General features: G+C 44.3%; 13 protein-coding genes and 2 pseudogenes. 8 read left to right on the forward strand and 7 right to left on the reverse strand.

Translation table 11 applies throughout. The features are described 5' to 3' along the window. Positions 1–3: 3 nt before the first annotated feature. The 4 genes and pseudogenes from RID53_RS35720 to RID53_RS35735 form a co-directional block, all read left to right on the forward strand. Positions 4–234: pseudogene (locus tag RID53_RS35720) on the forward strand (serine/threonine protein kinase); the annotation flags it as partial. 447 nt (positions 235–681) lie between these two features. Next, complete coding sequence (locus tag RID53_RS35725) at positions 682–2025, forward strand: serine/threonine protein kinase (RefSeq protein WP_446392606.1); 1344 nt, start codon at positions 682–684, stop codon at positions 2023–2025. A 76-nt stretch (positions 2026–2101) separates the two neighbouring features. Beyond that, the gene (locus tag RID53_RS35730) at positions 2102–3523 is read left to right on the forward strand and encodes a serine/threonine protein kinase (protein ID WP_446392607.1); all 1422 of its coding nucleotides are present in this window, start codon (positions 2102–2104) and stop codon (positions 3521–3523) included. Between the two features lie 486 nt (positions 3524–4009). Then, positions 4010–5596: a serine/threonine protein kinase gene (locus RID53_RS35735; protein WP_446392608.1), complete on the forward strand. Its 1587-nt coding sequence runs from the start codon at positions 4010–4012 to the stop codon at positions 5594–5596. A 15-nt stretch (positions 5597–5611) separates the two neighbouring features. On the opposite strand, the gene RID53_RS35740 is transcribed toward RID53_RS35735, so the two are convergent. After that, on the reverse strand, positions 5612–5791 hold the full coding sequence (locus RID53_RS35740) for a hypothetical protein (protein WP_446392609.1): 180 nt from the start codon (positions 5789–5791) through the stop codon (positions 5612–5614). 421 nt (positions 5792–6212) lie between these two features. Between RID53_RS35740 and serA the strand changes: the two genes are divergently transcribed. From serA to RID53_RS35755, 3 genes are all read left to right on the forward strand, one after another. Beyond that, complete coding sequence (gene serA, locus RID53_RS35745; RefSeq protein ID WP_446392610.1) at positions 6213–7796, forward strand: phosphoglycerate dehydrogenase; 1584 nt, start codon at positions 6213–6215, stop codon at positions 7794–7796. A 131-nt stretch (positions 7797–7927) separates the two neighbouring features. Continuing rightward, a complete protein-coding gene (gene prmA / locus RID53_RS35750) occupies positions 7928–8818 on the forward strand; it encodes a 50S ribosomal protein L11 methyltransferase (protein ID WP_446392611.1) in 891 nt (296 codons plus the stop codon). Between the two features lie 77 nt (positions 8819–8895). Continuing rightward, the gene (locus tag RID53_RS35755; protein ID WP_446392612.1) at positions 8896–9348 is read left to right on the forward strand and encodes a PPC domain-containing protein; all 453 of its coding nucleotides are present in this window, start codon (positions 8896–8898) and stop codon (positions 9346–9348) included. Between the two features lie 70 nt (positions 9349–9418). Here the strand turns inward: RID53_RS35755 and RID53_RS35760 are convergent. The 4 genes and pseudogenes from RID53_RS35760 to RID53_RS35775 form a co-directional block, all read right to left on the reverse strand. Then, positions 9419–10051: pseudogene (locus RID53_RS35760) on the reverse strand (YqiA/YcfP family alpha/beta fold hydrolase). Between the two features lie 356 nt (positions 10052–10407). Beyond that, the gene (locus tag RID53_RS35765; protein ID WP_446392613.1) at positions 10408–11118 is read right to left on the reverse strand and encodes a PHP domain-containing protein; all 711 of its coding nucleotides are present in this window, start codon (positions 11116–11118) and stop codon (positions 10408–10410) included. 397 nt (positions 11119–11515) lie between these two features. Next, the gene (locus tag RID53_RS35770) at positions 11516–12772 is read right to left on the reverse strand and encodes a HetZ-related protein (protein ID WP_446392614.1); all 1257 of its coding nucleotides are present in this window, start codon (positions 12770–12772) and stop codon (positions 11516–11518) included. Between the two features lie 418 nt (positions 12773–13190). Continuing rightward, positions 13191–13856: an L-threonylcarbamoyladenylate synthase gene (locus RID53_RS35775; RefSeq protein WP_446392615.1), complete on the reverse strand. Its 666-nt coding sequence runs from the start codon at positions 13854–13856 to the stop codon at positions 13191–13193. 113 nt (positions 13857–13969) lie between these two features. Here RID53_RS35775 and RID53_RS35780 point away from each other — a divergent pair, with 113 nt between their 5' ends. Beyond that, the gene (locus RID53_RS35780) at positions 13970–14707 is read left to right on the forward strand and encodes a 2-phosphosulfolactate phosphatase family protein (RefSeq protein ID WP_446392616.1); all 738 of its coding nucleotides are present in this window, start codon (positions 13970–13972) and stop codon (positions 14705–14707) included. Positions 14708–15036: 329 nt separating this feature from the next. Here the strand turns inward: RID53_RS35780 and RID53_RS35785 are convergent, their stop codons facing one another. Next, positions 15037–15861 (reverse strand): oxidoreductase, encoded by an 825-nt coding sequence (locus RID53_RS35785; protein WP_446392617.1) that lies wholly within the window; start codon positions 15859–15861, stop codon positions 15037–15039. 96 nt (positions 15862–15957) lie between these two features. Further along, positions 15958–16962 (reverse strand): phenylalanine--tRNA ligase subunit alpha, encoded by a 1005-nt coding sequence (gene pheS, locus RID53_RS35790; protein ID WP_446392618.1) that lies wholly within the window; start codon positions 16960–16962, stop codon positions 15958–15960. Between the last annotated feature and the right edge of the window lie 21 nt (positions 16963–16983).

Below are 16983 nucleotides of genomic sequence, written 5' to 3' on the forward strand. Positions count from 1 at the left end.
GCCCAAGACTTAGTCGCCATCAAACTCCTCACCTTTGATGCCGATTTTAATTGGGACGATCTCAAACTGTTTGAGCGAGAAGCCGAAACCTTACAGTCACTCTCCCATCCCGCAATTCCGCGTTACTTAGACTCCTTTAAATTTCAAACATCCAAGACTAAAGGCTTTGCCTTGGTACAGAGTTATATCGAAGCGAAATCCTTAGCTGAATGGGTAAAATTGGGTCGCACTTTCGTAGCACCGAAGAACATGTTAAGAAATTTGGCTAGTGGATGAAATGTGCTGTCGCGATTGCTATCAGAGAAGAAAAATCAAAACTTTCCGGAAAACTCGGTAGCCAGTCTGTCAGATATAGCAGCTACTTTGGCAGGGAGAGGACATTCTGTACTGTTGCCTGTTGCCTGTTGCCTATTGGGATAAACTAAACTGATGTCCTAACCTATCCCCGTAGTGCTATAACGCATTTCACCAGTTGTCAACCCGTTAACATCTGTGGCTACACCAACCCAATTCATCGGTGCGGACAACCAGAAAAGACGTAGAGACGTTCCGCTGGAACGTCTCTACAAAATGGAATAGTCAGTAACAAATGTTACCATGTTCCCAAAATTTCATTCAGTATTTTCAGCAAACAGTCAATCTTAATTAGTAATTGAAAGACACAACAGCTTAGGGGAAAACATGGTGGAGCAAGTTTTAAAAGAACGTTATCAAATCCAGAAACAGCTTGGTCAAAATGGCGGACGACAAACCTTACTAGCGCGGGACTTACAAACCCAAGAATTAGTTGCTATCAAGATTCTCACCTTTGGGGCAGATTTTCATTGGGACGATCTCAAACTGTTTGAGCGAGAAGCCCAAACCTTACAATCCCTCTCCCATCGGGCTATTCCACATTACTTAGACTCCTTTAAATTTCAAACATCCCAGACGAAAGGCTTTGCCTTGGTACAGAGTTATATCGAAGCGAAATCCTTAGCTGAATGGGTAAAATTGGGTCGCACTTTTAACGAAGATGACATCAAGCATATAGCTAAAGCGTTGCTGGAAATATTGATGTATTTACACGCACAGCATCCGCCAGTGATTCATCGGGATATTAAGCCGAGTAATATTCTATTGGCAAACCGCTCAGGTAACAGTGTCGGTCAAGTTTATTTAGTTGATTTTGGTTCAGTTCAGACCTTAGCCGCAACCGAAGGTAGCACGATTACAGTTGTGGGAACTTATGGGTATATGCCGCCAGAACAATTTGGTGGACGTGCGGTTCCGGCGTCTGATCTCTACAGCTTAGGTGCCATGTTAATTTACTTAGTAACCGGGATGCATCCTGCTGATTTACCCCAGGAGGATCTGCGAATTCAGTTTGAACCAAAAATTCCTCTCGATTCAGCTTTTGTTGACTGGTTGAAGCGGATGACTGAACCGGATTTAAATAGGCGTTTAACTTCTGCTAATCAAGGGTTAAAATCACTTAAAAAACAGAATCATAGGACACCAATAATTGTGACAAAACCGACTTGGAGTCAAGTAAAAATTAACAATAATAAAACTAGCATAGAAGTTATAATTCCTGACCATAATACTTTAGAAAAGTATACAACTATTGGCTTGATTTGGATAATGTTAATCAATTATTTTGGGCGTCAATTTTATTTATTTTTTAACAATTTTAGTTTGATATTAAATGAATCCATTAACGTCTTTTTTCAGGGAAAGTTACTGATATCATTTATACATATTCTGTTTATAATTATTTTTTGCATAACACCATTGATAATAGTTATAAAAACTTTTACAAAATCTACCATACTGCGGATTGATCAACATAAAATATCACTTAATAAGCGACGAAAAAGTCCCAGAAAAGCTATTTTAAAATTAGGATTTTTCCAACAGTACGATACAGACTGGCGTGTTCGTCGCAACATTCGGATTTGGGCAGGAACACGGCAATATAACCTTCCTACCGAACACCTTACTGATAAGGAGATTGATTGGATAGCTCATGAACTCAGCGAATAGTTAGATTTGCCCATTATCAATAAAAATAATTAGAACTCAATAATTAACTAACATAAAATTAATAGGATTATTAAAAATGAAAAATAAAGTTTTAAAAGGACGTTATCTTATTCAGGAACAGTTGACTAAAAATGCCGGACGACACACCTGGCTGGCACAGGACTTACAAACTCAAGACTTAGTTGTGATAAAATTGTTGATTTTTGAATCAGACTTTCAATGGGATGATTTGAAGCTGTTTGAACGAGAAGCGCAAACGTTACAACGTCTTTCCCATCCGGCAATTCCCCATTACCTAGATTATTTTGATCTAGACACCTCAATCGGTAAAGGATTTGCTTTGGTGCAAAGCTATATCCCAGCTAAATCCTTAGAACAATGGTTAAAGAATGGACGAACATTTAGCGAAGAAGACGTTAAGCAACTGGCTCAAGCACTGCTGGAAATTTTGCGCTACTTGCATGAGCAACAGCCACCAGTCATTCACCGAGATATCAAGCCCAGTAATATTTTATTGACCAACCGATCAGGTAACAGTATCGGTCAAGTTTATTTAGTTGATTTTGGCTCAGTACAAACCCTAGCGGCAAAACAAGGTAGCACGATTACGGTTGTAGGAACTTATGGATATATGCCACCTGAACAATTTGGTGGACGAACGGTTCCTGCTTCTGATCTTTATAGTTTGGGTGCAACCTTAATTTATTTAGTATCAGGGAGGAATCCATCTGAATTACCTCAGGAAAATTTGCGACTTCAGTTTGAATTATCTGTTAATATCAGTTCAGATTTGATTGATTGGTTGAAGTGGATGACACAACCGAGTCTAAATCGGCGTCTGGCATCGGCTGGGGAAGCGATGAAAGCCTTGGATCAGCCTCGTCAGCAAACCTATATCCCGGCGGTTAGACGCCAACCATTCGGGAGTAGGATTCAAGTCAAAAAAGATGGGGAAAGTGTAGATATTTTTATCCCACCGCCACGATCAATTTTTAGAGGCAAATTCTGGACATATTTTCTCTTGATATTGTTGTTTTCACTCCCGTGCTTTATTGTTGCATTTTTTATTGCATTTGGGTTATTTGACTTGGCTAAAGACAATATTTTACTATCTTCATTTCTACTATTCTTTTCTCTATTTTTTACAGGTGTTTTAATCGCTATCTATATGTCGTTTGGAAATTTTTTAAATTTGTTCCGAACAACTCGATTAACTCTCAACAACCAACAAATTACATTGACTTATGAGTACCCCTGGTTAAAAAGCTATAAACCTCCGATCAGGAAGAATAATATTCGCCAACTGCACTATACCAATCGTTATCAAGCAATTACAATAATTGCTAAACAACAGAACCATGTACTCACTTATGTACTATCTGCCAATATTGAGGGACTTGTAGAGCCAGAAATGGAGTGGTTAGCCCACGAAATCAGCGAATGGTCGGGTGTGCCGATTACTGATGAATACGTGCGTCACCAGTCACAGATACGCTAAAACGCTTAGCTACTAACCGACAACCTTTACGACAATAGCGACTCCACCTGAAGCGAGAACCTTCCTGCTTTTAGATAGACAGGTATATTCCAGACATAATAAGAATGTTCGATATTAACATTTCTGTGCCAGCAATAGTGCTACCTAACTTCAAGCGTAGCACCGAAGAAGATGTTAAGAAATTTGGCTAGTGGATGAAATGTGCTGTCGCGATCGCTATCCTAGAAGAAAAATCAAAACTTTCCGGAAAACTCGGTAGTCAGTCTGTCGGATAACCGATTTCACCAGTTACCAATCCGTTAAAACCTGCTGCAAGTCCTCTGTACAGACACAAGGCGTAGAGATGTGAAGGTGGAACGTCTCTGCAAAAGGGAATATTGAGTAACGAGTGCTACCTTAGGTGGGAAATAATTACTGGACTGATGATCTCGGCAAACAGTGAATCTGAGTCAGTAGTTTAAAGGCACAACAGCTTAGGGTAAAAATATGGGGAAGCAAGTCTTAAAAAAACGTTACCAAATCCAGAAACCGCTCGGTAAAAATGGTGGACGACGCACGCTGCTGGCGCGGGACTTACAAACCCAGGAATTAGTCGCCATAAAACTCTTGGTCTGTGGTGCAGACTTTCAATGGGATGATCTAAAACTGTTTGAGCGAGAAGCCCAAACCTTACAATCACTCTCCCATCCAGCAATTCCGCGTTACTTAGACTACTTTAAATTCCAGACATCCAAGACTAAAGGATTTGCATTAGTACAGAGCTATATCAAAGCGAAGTCTTTAGAAGAATGGGTGAAATTGGGTCGCACTTTTAACCAAGCGGAAATCAAGCAGATCGCTAAAGCATTACTCGAAATCTTGATGTATTTACACACACAGCATCCACCAGTAATTCATCGGGATATTCAGCCGAGTAATATTCTCTTGGTAAACCGCTCAGGCAACAGTGTTGGTCAAGTGTATTTAGTTAATTTTGGCTCAGTTCAAACCTTAGCCGCAACAGAAGGTAGTACGATTAGGATTGTGAGAACCTATGGGTATATGCCGCCGGAACAATTTGATGGACAAGTTGTTCCGACGTCTGATCTCTACAGTTTAGGTGCAACATTAATTTACTTAGTAACTGGGATGCATCCCGCTGATTTACCTCAGCAGGACTGGCGAATTCAGTTGAAATCAAAAAATTATCTCGATTCAGCTTTTGTTGATTGGTTGAAGTGGATGACTGAACCGGATTTAAACAATCGTTTAACTTCTGCTAAACAATCATTTAAACTCCTGAAACAACTGCTCTTAATCGAAGAAATATACTCGGTTACCAAAAATATTGGTGTAAGTAAAATTAGAATCAATAATTATCGGGATAAATTGGAATTTATATTTTCTGATTTTTCTGGATTAGAAAAAATGTTGAGGTATCTATGCATGGGATTGTTGTTTATATTTATTATAGTAAATTTTTCAGTTCTTAAAGCTGGCGTATTCATGATAATCAATGTGTTTAATTGGTTGTTTTACGGTAAGTTTTTTATGAGTCTACTTAATGGCTTGATAGGTATTTTCATAGTGAGCTTTTCTTTCCTTATAATAGGAGGAATTATTAAGCTTTTCCCCAAATCTACCCGACTGCGGATTGATCCATACAAAATCTCGCTTAATCATCTACCCCCAAGTCCAAGGAGAGCTATTTGGAAATTAGAATTTTCACAGTATTCCGATACAGACTCGTGTATTCGTCACAACATTCAAATTCGGGCAGGAAGACAGGTATATAAACTTCCTACTGAGGCTCTTACTGAGCGCGAAGTTAATTGGATTGTATCTGAAATCAGCAATTTATTAGAGTTAATTATCACGAAATACGGAAACGATGTGAAGGTTATGGTATCGCCAAAACACTTAAAGTTTGGTGGCAAATTATGGATATCGATAGGAACATATTTTTTCTTAGGATCACTTTTTTTATTTATGATTGCTACAGTGATAATTTTTATTTCAGCTAAAACCTTTGACAAAACTTTTGGTAATTTTATTGAACTAATATTTTTCCTTCTTAAAGCAGTGTTCTGCTAAATGGATGTGCGGGAGTTAAAGTGATAATAAAGGGGCTTCCGTACTAGAATAAAAGCATTTTAATGCACTAAAGTGCTTACTACAAACAGTGCAATCACACCGTACATAAGCCAAGGTGACATGACCATCTTCAGCCATCCCAGCAAAGCCTAGAATTCCGCGAATATCCGATTCTTGAGCTATCCGAATAGTCATGGTGAGTCGTCTAGGATTTAAATTTTGTCGTAGAAGTCCCTGATCATCCATACCAAGTTGTGTTCTAACGTGTCTAGGAAGAGGGAAGCGTGAAGCTTTCGCTATAGCGTTAGCGAGGAACAAGCGTCAGAACTTTTCGTCAGAATCTCACCCGATGCTTCGCTACTGCTCCTTCGCTTTGCTGAGGACTCCGCGAACCATGACAGATTACCTCTCATTGCCAACAACCGGGAAAACTGGGGAAATTTTAAAACTTTCGGTCAATGTCGTAGCTACTGACCCCTTTACCGTTACAATAACCTACTGCGGTCAGTCATCGCGATTGTCCGGCGATAGCCCTGTTGTGTAGTTGATAAGCTGTCCTATATTAATTTACAGTAAGGCGCAATCGGTGTAACTCATTTCAACCCTTCTACTGGTAATGTCTAAAGTACTTGTATCCGATCCCATCGATCAAGCTGGAATTGATATCCTCTCCCAAGTGGCTCAGGTTGACGTGAAAACCACTCTATCGCCTGAGCAACTCGTTGACATCATCCCTGACTATGATGCCATGATGATTCGCTCTGGCACTCGTGTGACCAAAGAAATCATCGAAGCGGGTAAACAACTCAAGATTATTGGACGTGCGGGAGTTGGCGTTGATAACGTTGATGTCCCCGCCGCTACCCGTCAGGGTATTGTCGTGGTTAACTCCCCCGAAGGCAATACTATTGCAGCGGCTGAACACGCTTTAGCGATGATGCTGTCTCTATCACGTCATATCCCAGAAGCCAATCAGTCGGTGAAAAATAGTCAATGGGATCGCAAGCGCTTTCTCGGTGCCGAGGTTTACAAAAAAACTATCGGTATTGTAGGCTTGGGTAAAATTGGCTCCCATGTGGCGACCGTTGCCCGTTCTATGGGGATGAAGTTACTCGCGTATGATCCCTTTATTTCCTTGGAACGTGCGGATCAGCTTGGCTGTCGTCTGGTGGATATGGATTTGTTGTTTCGGGAGGCAGATTACATCACCCTACATATTCCCAAAACCCCGGAAACCACGCATCTGATTAATGCTGAAGCCTTGGCGAAAATGAAACCGACGGCTCGAATTATCAATTGCTCTAGAGGTGGAGTCATTGATGAGGCGGCACTTTCGGAAGCGTTAAAGGCAGGTAAAATAGCTGGGGCAGCACTGGATGTATTTGAGTCAGAACCCCTGGGAGAATCTCCCCTACGTGAACTGGGTAAGGAAGTGATCCTTACGCCTCACCTGGGTGCGTCAACCGCAGAAGCCCAAGTTAATGTTGCCATTGATGTGGCTGAACAAATTCGCGATGTCCTCTTAGGATTACCGGCTCGTTCAGCCGTGAATATTCCCGGACTATCGTCGAATGTGCTAGAACAGCTCAAACCCTACATGCGGTTGGCAGAAACCCTGGGTAATTTGGTCAGTCAGTTAGCAGGTGGGCGAATTGAACAGCTAAATGTCCGGTTACAAGGGGAGTTAGCCACGAATAATAGTCAGCCATTAGTTGTCGCCTCCCTCAAAGGATTACTATCTCAAGCCTTGCGTGAGCGGGTCAACTACGTCAATGCTTCAATTGAGGCAAAAGAACGGGGGATTCGAGTCATTGAAACCCGCGATGCTTCGGTTCAGGATTATTCGGGCGGTTCGCTGCTGCTATCGGCAAAGGGTTCCTTGGGTGAACATTCGGTGACGGGAGCGCTACTCAGCGATGGTGAAATTCACATCACCAGTATTGACGAATTTCCGATTAATGTACCACCGAGTCACCACATGCTCTTTACCCTGCACCGCGATATGCCGGGAATTATTGGTAAAATTGGGTCGCTACTGGGTAGTTTTAATGTCAATATTGCCAGTATGCAGGTCGGTCGCAAAATTGTGCGAGGGGATGCTGTAATGGTCTTGAGCATTGATGATCCCCTACCGGAAGGAATTTTGACCGAAATTACCAAAGTTCCTGGTATTCGGGACGCTTATACGGTAACACTGTAGTCACGTCAATTTTGGATTTTGGGTTTTGGATTTTGGATGACTCAGACGGTAGAACAGCGATCCTGCGGTCTCTGTTGGTTTCCAACGACTCTCCCTCAATCTAAAATCTGAAATCTAAAATCTGAAATCGTATGGCAAATAGCTGGTGGGAAATTAAAATTTTGGGCGATCCAGCCTTGGAGGATTTAATCTTCTGGCGACTGGATACTTTCGGCTGTCGGGGAATGTCTTGTGAAAGCAAAGGACACTCTCAATTGATCCGAGCGCACTTACCCCAAAATCAGGCACATTTGTTGGATTTGGCAGCACTTTCTTTATGGTTGCGTCAAGATGCGCTGACGGTAGGATTGCCACTCCCCTTAACCCAGTGGCACTTAATTGATGAAGAAGACTGGGCAAGTAGTTGGAAACAGCATTGGCAACCCACAGAAATTGGCGATTGCTTTTTGATTTACCCGGCTTGGTTATCTGTACCCCAACAAACCGATCGCCTGCTGTTGCGTCTCGATCCGGGTGCAGCATTTGGTACGGGAACCCATCCCACCACGCATCTGTGCCTAGAAGCCCTGGAAATGCGAATTGGTTATGATAATAGCCACCCCATTATTGCGGATATTGGGTGTGGATCGGGTATTTTATCCATTGCCTCTGTGTTATTGGGGGCAAAAAAAGTCTTGGGGGTAGATATTGATCCCCTAGCAGTGCGCTCTGCCCGCAGTAACCGAGAATTGAATCAGATTAGTGCCGATCGCTTTGTGGTGAAGAAAGGTAGTGTTGAGCTATTATCTCATCTTTTGGGGGAGAAAAAGGTTGATGGTATTCTCTGCAATATCCTGGCAGAAGTGATTATTGACCTGATTCCTGGAATCAGTGCGATCGCCAGTCCCCACAGTTGGGGAATTATTAGCGGAATATTGTTGGATCAGGCTAAACCTATTGCTGATACCCTAGAACAACATAACTGGACAGTAGCGACTCTCTGGAAACGCCAAGAGTGGTGTTGTTTTAATATTCGACGATAGATGATTAGGAGTGCTGCATCATCAATACCTACAGTAGAACGCCTATAATTGACCCGTTCAGCGTAAATGAATTTTCTATGATGAATGCCTTTGCCGCTCGTTTTGGCTTTGCTCTGCTTGTTCCTACAACCTTTTTGACAGTGGGCTTAACGGCGGCGGCTGTGAGAGCGCAAAATCAACTGTATAATCCGATTCCGATTCCTGAGCGTAATCAAGTTTCTGATACCCTCACTGACCAAGATATTCCCACGGGAGAGGGGGGGTTTGCCCGGGACTACACGATAGAATTGAGTGCTGGCGATCAAGTGGCTATTGATTTAATTTCAGATAGCTTCGATACAATTGTTACGCTCCTAGCCTCTGATGGCTCGACGATTGCCGAAAATGATGATGGTCCCGATGGTACGACGAATTCGTTGCTATTTTCCCGGATTACTGAAACCGGAACCTATATTATTCGGGTGCGTGCTTTTGGAGAAACGGGAGGGGGTCCTTTTACCTTGAAGGTGACACGTTTGCGACCAATTTGAATTATGAAATGCTAGAGGTTCAAATCCTTGACTGAATTATAGAGACGCGCCATGGCGTGTCTCTACAAGGTTATTGACAAAAATCACGAATTGACTGCCAAATTTCGGCTTTTACGCCACTTAACGAATGATCACTATTGAGTGGAATAATCTGCACCCAAGACCGTTCCTTGGCATAGATTAGGCTTTCATTAATGGGAATCACGTCATCATGCTGCCCATGCAAAATCAGAGTAGGAAGAGGTCGTTTCAATCGGTGAGTTTGTTCATACTAACGGATATCTTCCACAAATTTATAAGAAAGGGGTAGTTCTTTCTGTTCGCCATAGTGATAAATAGGACGATATCCTTCAACTTGCCATTGATGCCGTGTTTCTTCTCCCAGAGTAGATAGCCAATGAGAGAGAAATCCAAAGGCTGGCGCTAGCAGAATCAACCTCTGGATAAACGTGTGATATTCCCCTAACCAAGCCGCCGTAAGTCCGCCTAAACTCGAACCGATTACTGTGATTGGGGTGGGCGTTGACAAACACTCCGCCTGAATTTGCTGAATCTGACGGGTAAGTGTCAGATGAGAAAAGTCACCCTGGTTCAAATCGGGAACTAACAGAGACACTCCTAACTCCGCAAAGCGATCGCGTAAATAAACAGCCTTTGCTGATCCCGGACTGGACGCCAAACCGTGTAAGTAAATATACCTCAAAACTATTTTCCCCTACGGCTTCTCATTTACCAATACCGCTTTGAAACCTTTAAAACGTGTACTTATGTTAAATAAAATTAAGACATATTGCTTTTTCTCATAAACTTAACGAAAAGTTTGATATGTTCATAATCTATCCTCAAAATAAACACCGAAAACATGAAAGTTTCACAAAGTTCAAAACATTTAGGTCAATCGGTCGCTCTAGGCATCCTCCTAGTCCTCACGACTTTGAGCATTTTTATCTTGATGATGATGCAGACTGGAGTTTAGTGGTGATGTATCACTGAGAACTTAGCACCAATACAGTAGGGGCACGACATGTCGTGCCCCTACTGGTTGATTGAGATTTGTCATCACAAACGCCGTAGCAAGTTTGAACCATGGGTATCTGTACCACAAGTATTGAACAAATTATAGGTGGCACTTAACTGTTTCACTTGCTGAGTTTGCCTAGGGCTGGGATGCCAAGGATTCGGGTTAGCGTAAGCGTAATAGGTTTCTACACCATCAATTCCCAAGCTAGCAGCAGCGGGAATCAATTCTTGGGCTGAACGCCGCCGATAACGGCACGGATGAGCCAGCACTGCTAATCCACCCGCCTGATGCAAAACATCGATGACAGTTGCGGCTTCAGCCTGCTGATGTTTGGGGGCTTTGCCTTGGAGATAAGACTTTAACCTGAAATGATTGGGATCAAATGCATAGCCCAAGATATGAACATCCGTATTCAATAAGCGAGCGTTGATTTCTACGCCAGTCCAGAGGTGAGGAATTGCCTGAGTGGGTAAAGCGTCTTGGAGGGAATCTAGACAGGTTTTAGCGATTTGATAGCCCTCGATTGTGTGATGATCGGTGATAGCAAACCCTTTCAGACCAATGGAAACAGCTTGTTCAATTAACGTTTGGGGATGAAGCTGACCATCAGACGCCTTGGTATGACAATGGAAATTGTAGGAACGAGGACAACTATCGGGACCCAAGGTTTGCCAGACCTGCCGGAGAGCGTGTTGATCTTGTTCTGCTATTGGGGATGATACTAAAACTGGAGCCATTTTAACCACCATATTTGCTGATATTATTAATAGATGAGTCTAATGAATGAGAGGCTCTCCTCAACTGCTCAAGCTAGTGAGCTTGCCCAGATATATGTCCTAATCATTTCAAATTGTTAACACTAGCTTAGCAAAACTTAGTAGTCATCGTCTGTAAAAACCCTGTAAAGCGGTCTCATTTACCATTGGTACTTTCTCGCGTTAGCATAACGTTCGCTAATCTTCCCGCTTTTCCCAGAGGTAGCCCGCTACGAACCGTCTGCCATCTGCCTGTACTAGGAGAATCCCCCATCTAAACCGGAGGAGTTAGAGGGGGATAACGGACGGTTGGACTTGAACCGTTTAAATAACAGGCTAAGAGAATCAAGTTTTTGCGTTCGACCTCCTCCACATTCAACTGTTGCACTCCTTACTTGGCTAGAGTTCCATCAGAATTGCGCGTTTTCCATGCATATTCTAGTAACTTTGTCCAGCGCTTTTGTAATTGTTTGGGTGTACACTTGAGGGCTTTAGCAATTTCAGCATCGCTCTTGTGGGCTTGTTTAAGAGACAGGAGTTGCTGTTGTTGCTGATCAAGTGTAGCCAAAAAGGTGTCCCATTGGTCAGAGGTCATGCCTAATTTTTGGTCTAAATCGGCTCCTAGCCATTGGTGTACCAGTTTCCAGTGGGATGACCGGGCGAATTTTTCGACATGGTACTTAAAGCGCTGTTGCAGGTAGTCCCGTTGGCGGGGGGTTAGCCCTAAAATCTCATCGATTTCCGGTGCGGCGAGGTCTTGTAACTTTAAGACCAAGTAATCCGCGCAGTCAGAGTGACCTTGTTGCTCAAGATAATTAATCAGTTCACCAACCACGCGATCGCGCAATACTGATTCACTGGGATCAGTGGTTTGAGCGACTAGGTGCGCCCGTACTTGTTGCATCGCCGGGGAGCGGCTTAACTCTTGGGCTTCTTCACCCTTGGCATATTCTACCGCTTGCTCAATATCCAGAGCGGTTTCATTGGGTTGGCGTCTGGCAAAGCTTTGCGCTCTTAGGACGATAAGCTGTTGACTACAACGGTTCGGTAAGGTGATGCGCCGCTTGGCATACTGTTCCGTAAATGCCATATACTCTGCCAGTTCGATTTGAGTGCGAGGTGTGTAGTCTACATCCACCTCATTTTCCCGACGAAATGCTTTTAAGGACTCAGCATAAAAGTCTTGTAAAAAGTCCTCAATCAGATTATAACGAGCCGAGAATTTTAACTGGGATTGAGGTTGGGCAACATGGCGATAAACCATGGCACTTAATGTGCTGTGTAAATCAACCCGCCCTTGTTTAGACCCCAATTTATAGTAGCCTAAACACTTATGTAAGCGGTGACGGATTAACGTAATTTGCCAGGAACGAACTTGACCCGAAGTTTGAATGCGATCGCTCTTGCGGCAAATTCGTTGTACCTCCTGCACCATGCGTTTTGCCACAACTTGAGCGCGACTGGGTAGGCGTTTGGGCTGAGAAGTCAAACCACCGTTGGTTTCTAAAGCTTTGGAACCATAGAGTGCCGACCGCATTTCCTCTAGCAACAGATCAATTAAACTTTGAGTGTCTGTGCCGAAAACTTCCGGATTCTCTAGGTGGTTTGGGGAAGGTTGAGTGATAGATTTGACAGTTTTAACGTTCATGGTATTGCCCCTAAAGACTACAGTTACGAATTACCAAGACATCAGCAGAGGAACGAGTGGTTATTCGGAATAAATGCTCTGTTGCTGTCCACAATTTGAATGTAAAACGTTATGCCTAGTCTTTGGTTGAGTGGTGTGTCACTAAACGAGAGATCACGAGTACACGGCAGACACCCTCGCCTATTTAGGGACTATGCTTATGGCTGCTAACCCTTGCTACACCTGCATTTAGGCAATTGGCAAGGGGTTAGTATTTCCACGGCTTTAATATTGAGTGAGAGTAGACAATTCACAAACTGGGTTTATTTCTGGACATTCATCCGAAATCCCCCGCCTGTCTCCTGTAGTCCGAATGCTGATTAGCGAAAGCCGAACTGGATTGGGTTTGACTCTAACGGGTTACACCGATGGGTCAACCCTATTCCCAACTCTGGTCAGCGGGTACAGCCCACGTCATGGCGGCTTCTGCTCCCAAACCTTTCCGCAGGATTGTTGGTTCATCCCCGGTCATATCCAGAATGGTGGATACCTGGAAACCGGGTTTCGAGCCATCATCGACAATAATGTCCACTAAACCCTCAAACTGATCAAAGAGTCTGGCGGTTTCCAGTCCCACGGTGGGGAAGTTTCCCATCTCATCAGGTAAATGAGCCGACGTGGAAATTACAGGATTACCTAGCGCTTCGAGTATGGCTTGACAAACCGGATGATCCGGAACTCGGATACCACTGGTTTTACGCTTAGGACTCATCACTAATCGAGGTACTAACTTAGTTGCGGGTAACAAAAAGGTATAGGGTCCAGGAATCAGACGCTTCATAATCCGATAAGCTGGGTCACTGACCCAAGCATATTGAGAGATGTTGGATAACGAGGAACACAAAAACGTTAAGGGCTTCTCATTCGAGAGTTGCTTTAAACGCCTGACCCGTTCCACAGCCGATTTGACATTCAAGTCGCAACCAATGGCATAAACGGTATCTGTGGGATATAACATCACCGCACCGTCTTGCAGGTTGTCCCTTATTTTCTCTATTCGGCGTATTTGAGGCGTGTCCGGATGGATGGTGTAAATCGTTGCCATAAATCGTTCTAAATGATTGCAATGGTTAGATGATCTTATAAAAACCTAAACCCTACGACCTTAAGTGGGTACAATATGGAGTCGGCATTTGAAAACGCAGGTGCAGTTAGCCAGTGAAGCTATTTATTTACCACACCCCCGAACTTACCCCAACTGATACGACGCCAGACTGTGCGATCGCGGTTGATGTGCTACGAGCGACAACCACTATTGCTACAGCTTTGCACGCAGGTGCTGAAGCGGTGCAAGCCTTCAGCGATATTAATCAGTTAATGCAAGTGAGTGAACAATGGCTCCCAGAAAAACGCCTTCGCGCCGGAGAACGGGGCGGATCAAAAGTCGCGGGTTGTGATTTAGGCAATTCTCCCCTCGACTGCACGCCAGAGCGGGTTCAGGGACGCCGTTTGTTTATTACGACCACGAATGGCACTCGCGCCTTACAACGGGTGCAGAACGCTCCTGTGGTGCTAGCCGCCGCTATGGTGAATCGTCAGACGGTTGTCAAATATTTGCTGGAGCAAAAGCCGGAAACCGTTTGGTTAGTCGGTTCTGGCTGGGAAGGGTCTTATTCCCTTGAAGATACCGTCTGTGCTGGTGCGATCGCCGATAGCCTGATTTCTCAAACCGATCACTCCCTTAGTGATATCGCGGGTAATGATGAAGTGATTGGCGCTCTTGCCCTTTATACTCAGTGGAAAGACAAGATGTTAGAAATGTTTCACCATGCCAGTCATGGTCAACGCCTACTGCGGTTAAATGGTCATGAGGATTTAAAGTATTGCGCTCAAGCGGATAGTTTAGATGTTTTACCGATTCAGAAAGAACCTGGAGTTTTAGTTAGAAAATTCTGAGTGTTAGAAACCAGCCAAAGGGCAGAGGGTAAGCTGTTCGGCATTTCAACCTTAATGTTAATAATGGTGAAATCCTTGTAGTGCGTTTAGCGAAGCCATGCCGCAGGCTTTGCATCTTGCTCGCTACTAATCGCCAATTTAAATGCATAACAGCTTAGATAGGGAAGTTAATCAAAACGTCAACACTCGGTCAGGGCGGGTTTATTCGCATCAGGGTCAATTCAGCAACAATAATCATGAAACCCGCCCCTACACATTCAATACTTCCCCATCTTCCCCATCTGACACACCGAGCGAAGTCGAGGTGTTCCCTCATCTCCCCCATCTTCCTACTGAATCGCACTAGCAATCAACCGCTCCCACGCCCAATCTGGTAACAACCAATGGAGAAAAATATAGAGTTTGGCATCCATCGGTGTAGCATACCGCCGCTTGGGATGGCGACTATTCACCGCCTTGGACACCGCTTTAGCAACCACATTAGGACTTGAGGCATTCTGGTAATCTTCTAACACCTTTGCCATGGGTTCAACCGTTGACTGGTACGCTGATCCCTGGGAATTCTCCCGTAACGTCTGAGCCGCAATACTTGACCATTCACTTTCAATCGCCCCCGGTTGCACCACCACCACGCGGATACCAAAGGGTTCGGTTTCCATCCGTAAGGCATCGGATAATACCTCAACCGCGTGTTTCGTGGCATGATACCAACCACCAATAGGCATCCAAATTCGTCCTCCCATGGAACTGATATTCACGATGGTGCCAGATTTTGCCGTCCGCATCGATGGTAGAACCAGTTGCGTCAGCCGCATTAAGCCAAACACATTCACATCAAACTGTCGCTTTGCTTCTTGGAGTGGCACATCTTCCAGCGCCCCGTAGGAACCATACCCCGCATTATTCACTAATGCATCAATCTGCCCTTCAGCCGTAAGTAGGGTTTGCACTGCCGTTGTCATACTGGCATCATCGGTCACATCAAGGGGCAGAACTTTGGCTCCCATTGCTTCAATATCCGCCATTTTTTCCACTCGCCGCGCCGCACCATAGACGATCCAACCCTCTTTTAGAAGTTGCTGCACGATCGCTTTACCGATCCCAGACGAAGCGCCTGTTACCATCGCAACCTTTTTCTTTGAACCGCTAGACATAGGAGACTCCTATTGTAGGAACGACAAAAGGACGTAGCTTGCTTCTCAAGGGCAGCGAGTATGACAAAGGACAAATGACATAAGACCAATGACCCCTTAAAACTGTTGCAAAAAGCGCAAATCACTGGTATATAAACGGCGAATATCATCAATTTGGTGCATAACTAGAGCAAAACGTTCCGCGCCAAACCCCGCCGCAAACCCGGTATAAACTTCTGGATCATAACCAACGGTTTTCAGCACATTGGGATCAACCATTCCACAGCCGCCCATCTCTAACCATTTCCCTCTCCACTTGACATCAACTTCCGCCGAGGGTTCGGTGAATGGGAAATAACTGGCGCGTAAGCGAACATCGACATCTTCACCAAATAATTCTTGGAAAAAGACTTTTAATGTCCCTTTGAGATCTCCAAATGTGATGTCCTCATCAACGGCTAAAATCTCAATTTGATGGAAAACAGCCGAATGTGTCGCATCAACAGTATCCCGGCGATAAACCCGCCCTGGGGCAATAATTCGGATCGGGGGTTCGTTATTTTCCATGTAGCGAATCTGCACCGAAGAGGTATGGGTTCGCAGCAGGTTTCCATCGGGGAGATAGAAGGTATCCTGCATATCCCGCGCCGGATGGTCTTGGGGGGTATTTAATGCCTCAAAATTATAATAATCAGTCTCCATTTCGGGTCCCGTGGCGACGGTGTACCCTAGACCGACAAAAATATCCAGCACTTGGTCGATAATGCTATTGAGGGGATGAATTCGACCTTGAGGGTTATATACCCCTGGCATGGTCACATCAAGGGTTTCGGCGGCTAGTTGTGCCTGAATTTGGGCGGCTTGTAACTCTTGGCGCTTGTTGTCTAGGGATTGTTGCAGGGCTTCTTTGACTTCATTAGCCAGCGCCCCAATTCGTGGTCTATCTTCGGCGGATAGCTTCCCCATCCCGCGCAAGATTTGGGATAACTGTCCTTTTTTCCCCAAGTAGTTGACGCGCAATTGTTCCAATTGATCCAGCGTATCGGTTTTGGCGATCGCAGGAGTGGCTTCTTGTTTGAGGGCGACTAATTGGGTTTCTAGCTCGTTGAGCGAAGTAGTCATGAATTCAGTCGTGATCAGGTT

It is taken from the genome of Coleofasciculus sp. B1-GNL1-01 (genome assembly GCF_040220235.1).
GTDB lineage: Bacteria > Cyanobacteriota > Cyanobacteriia > Cyanobacteriales > Coleofasciculaceae > Coleofasciculus.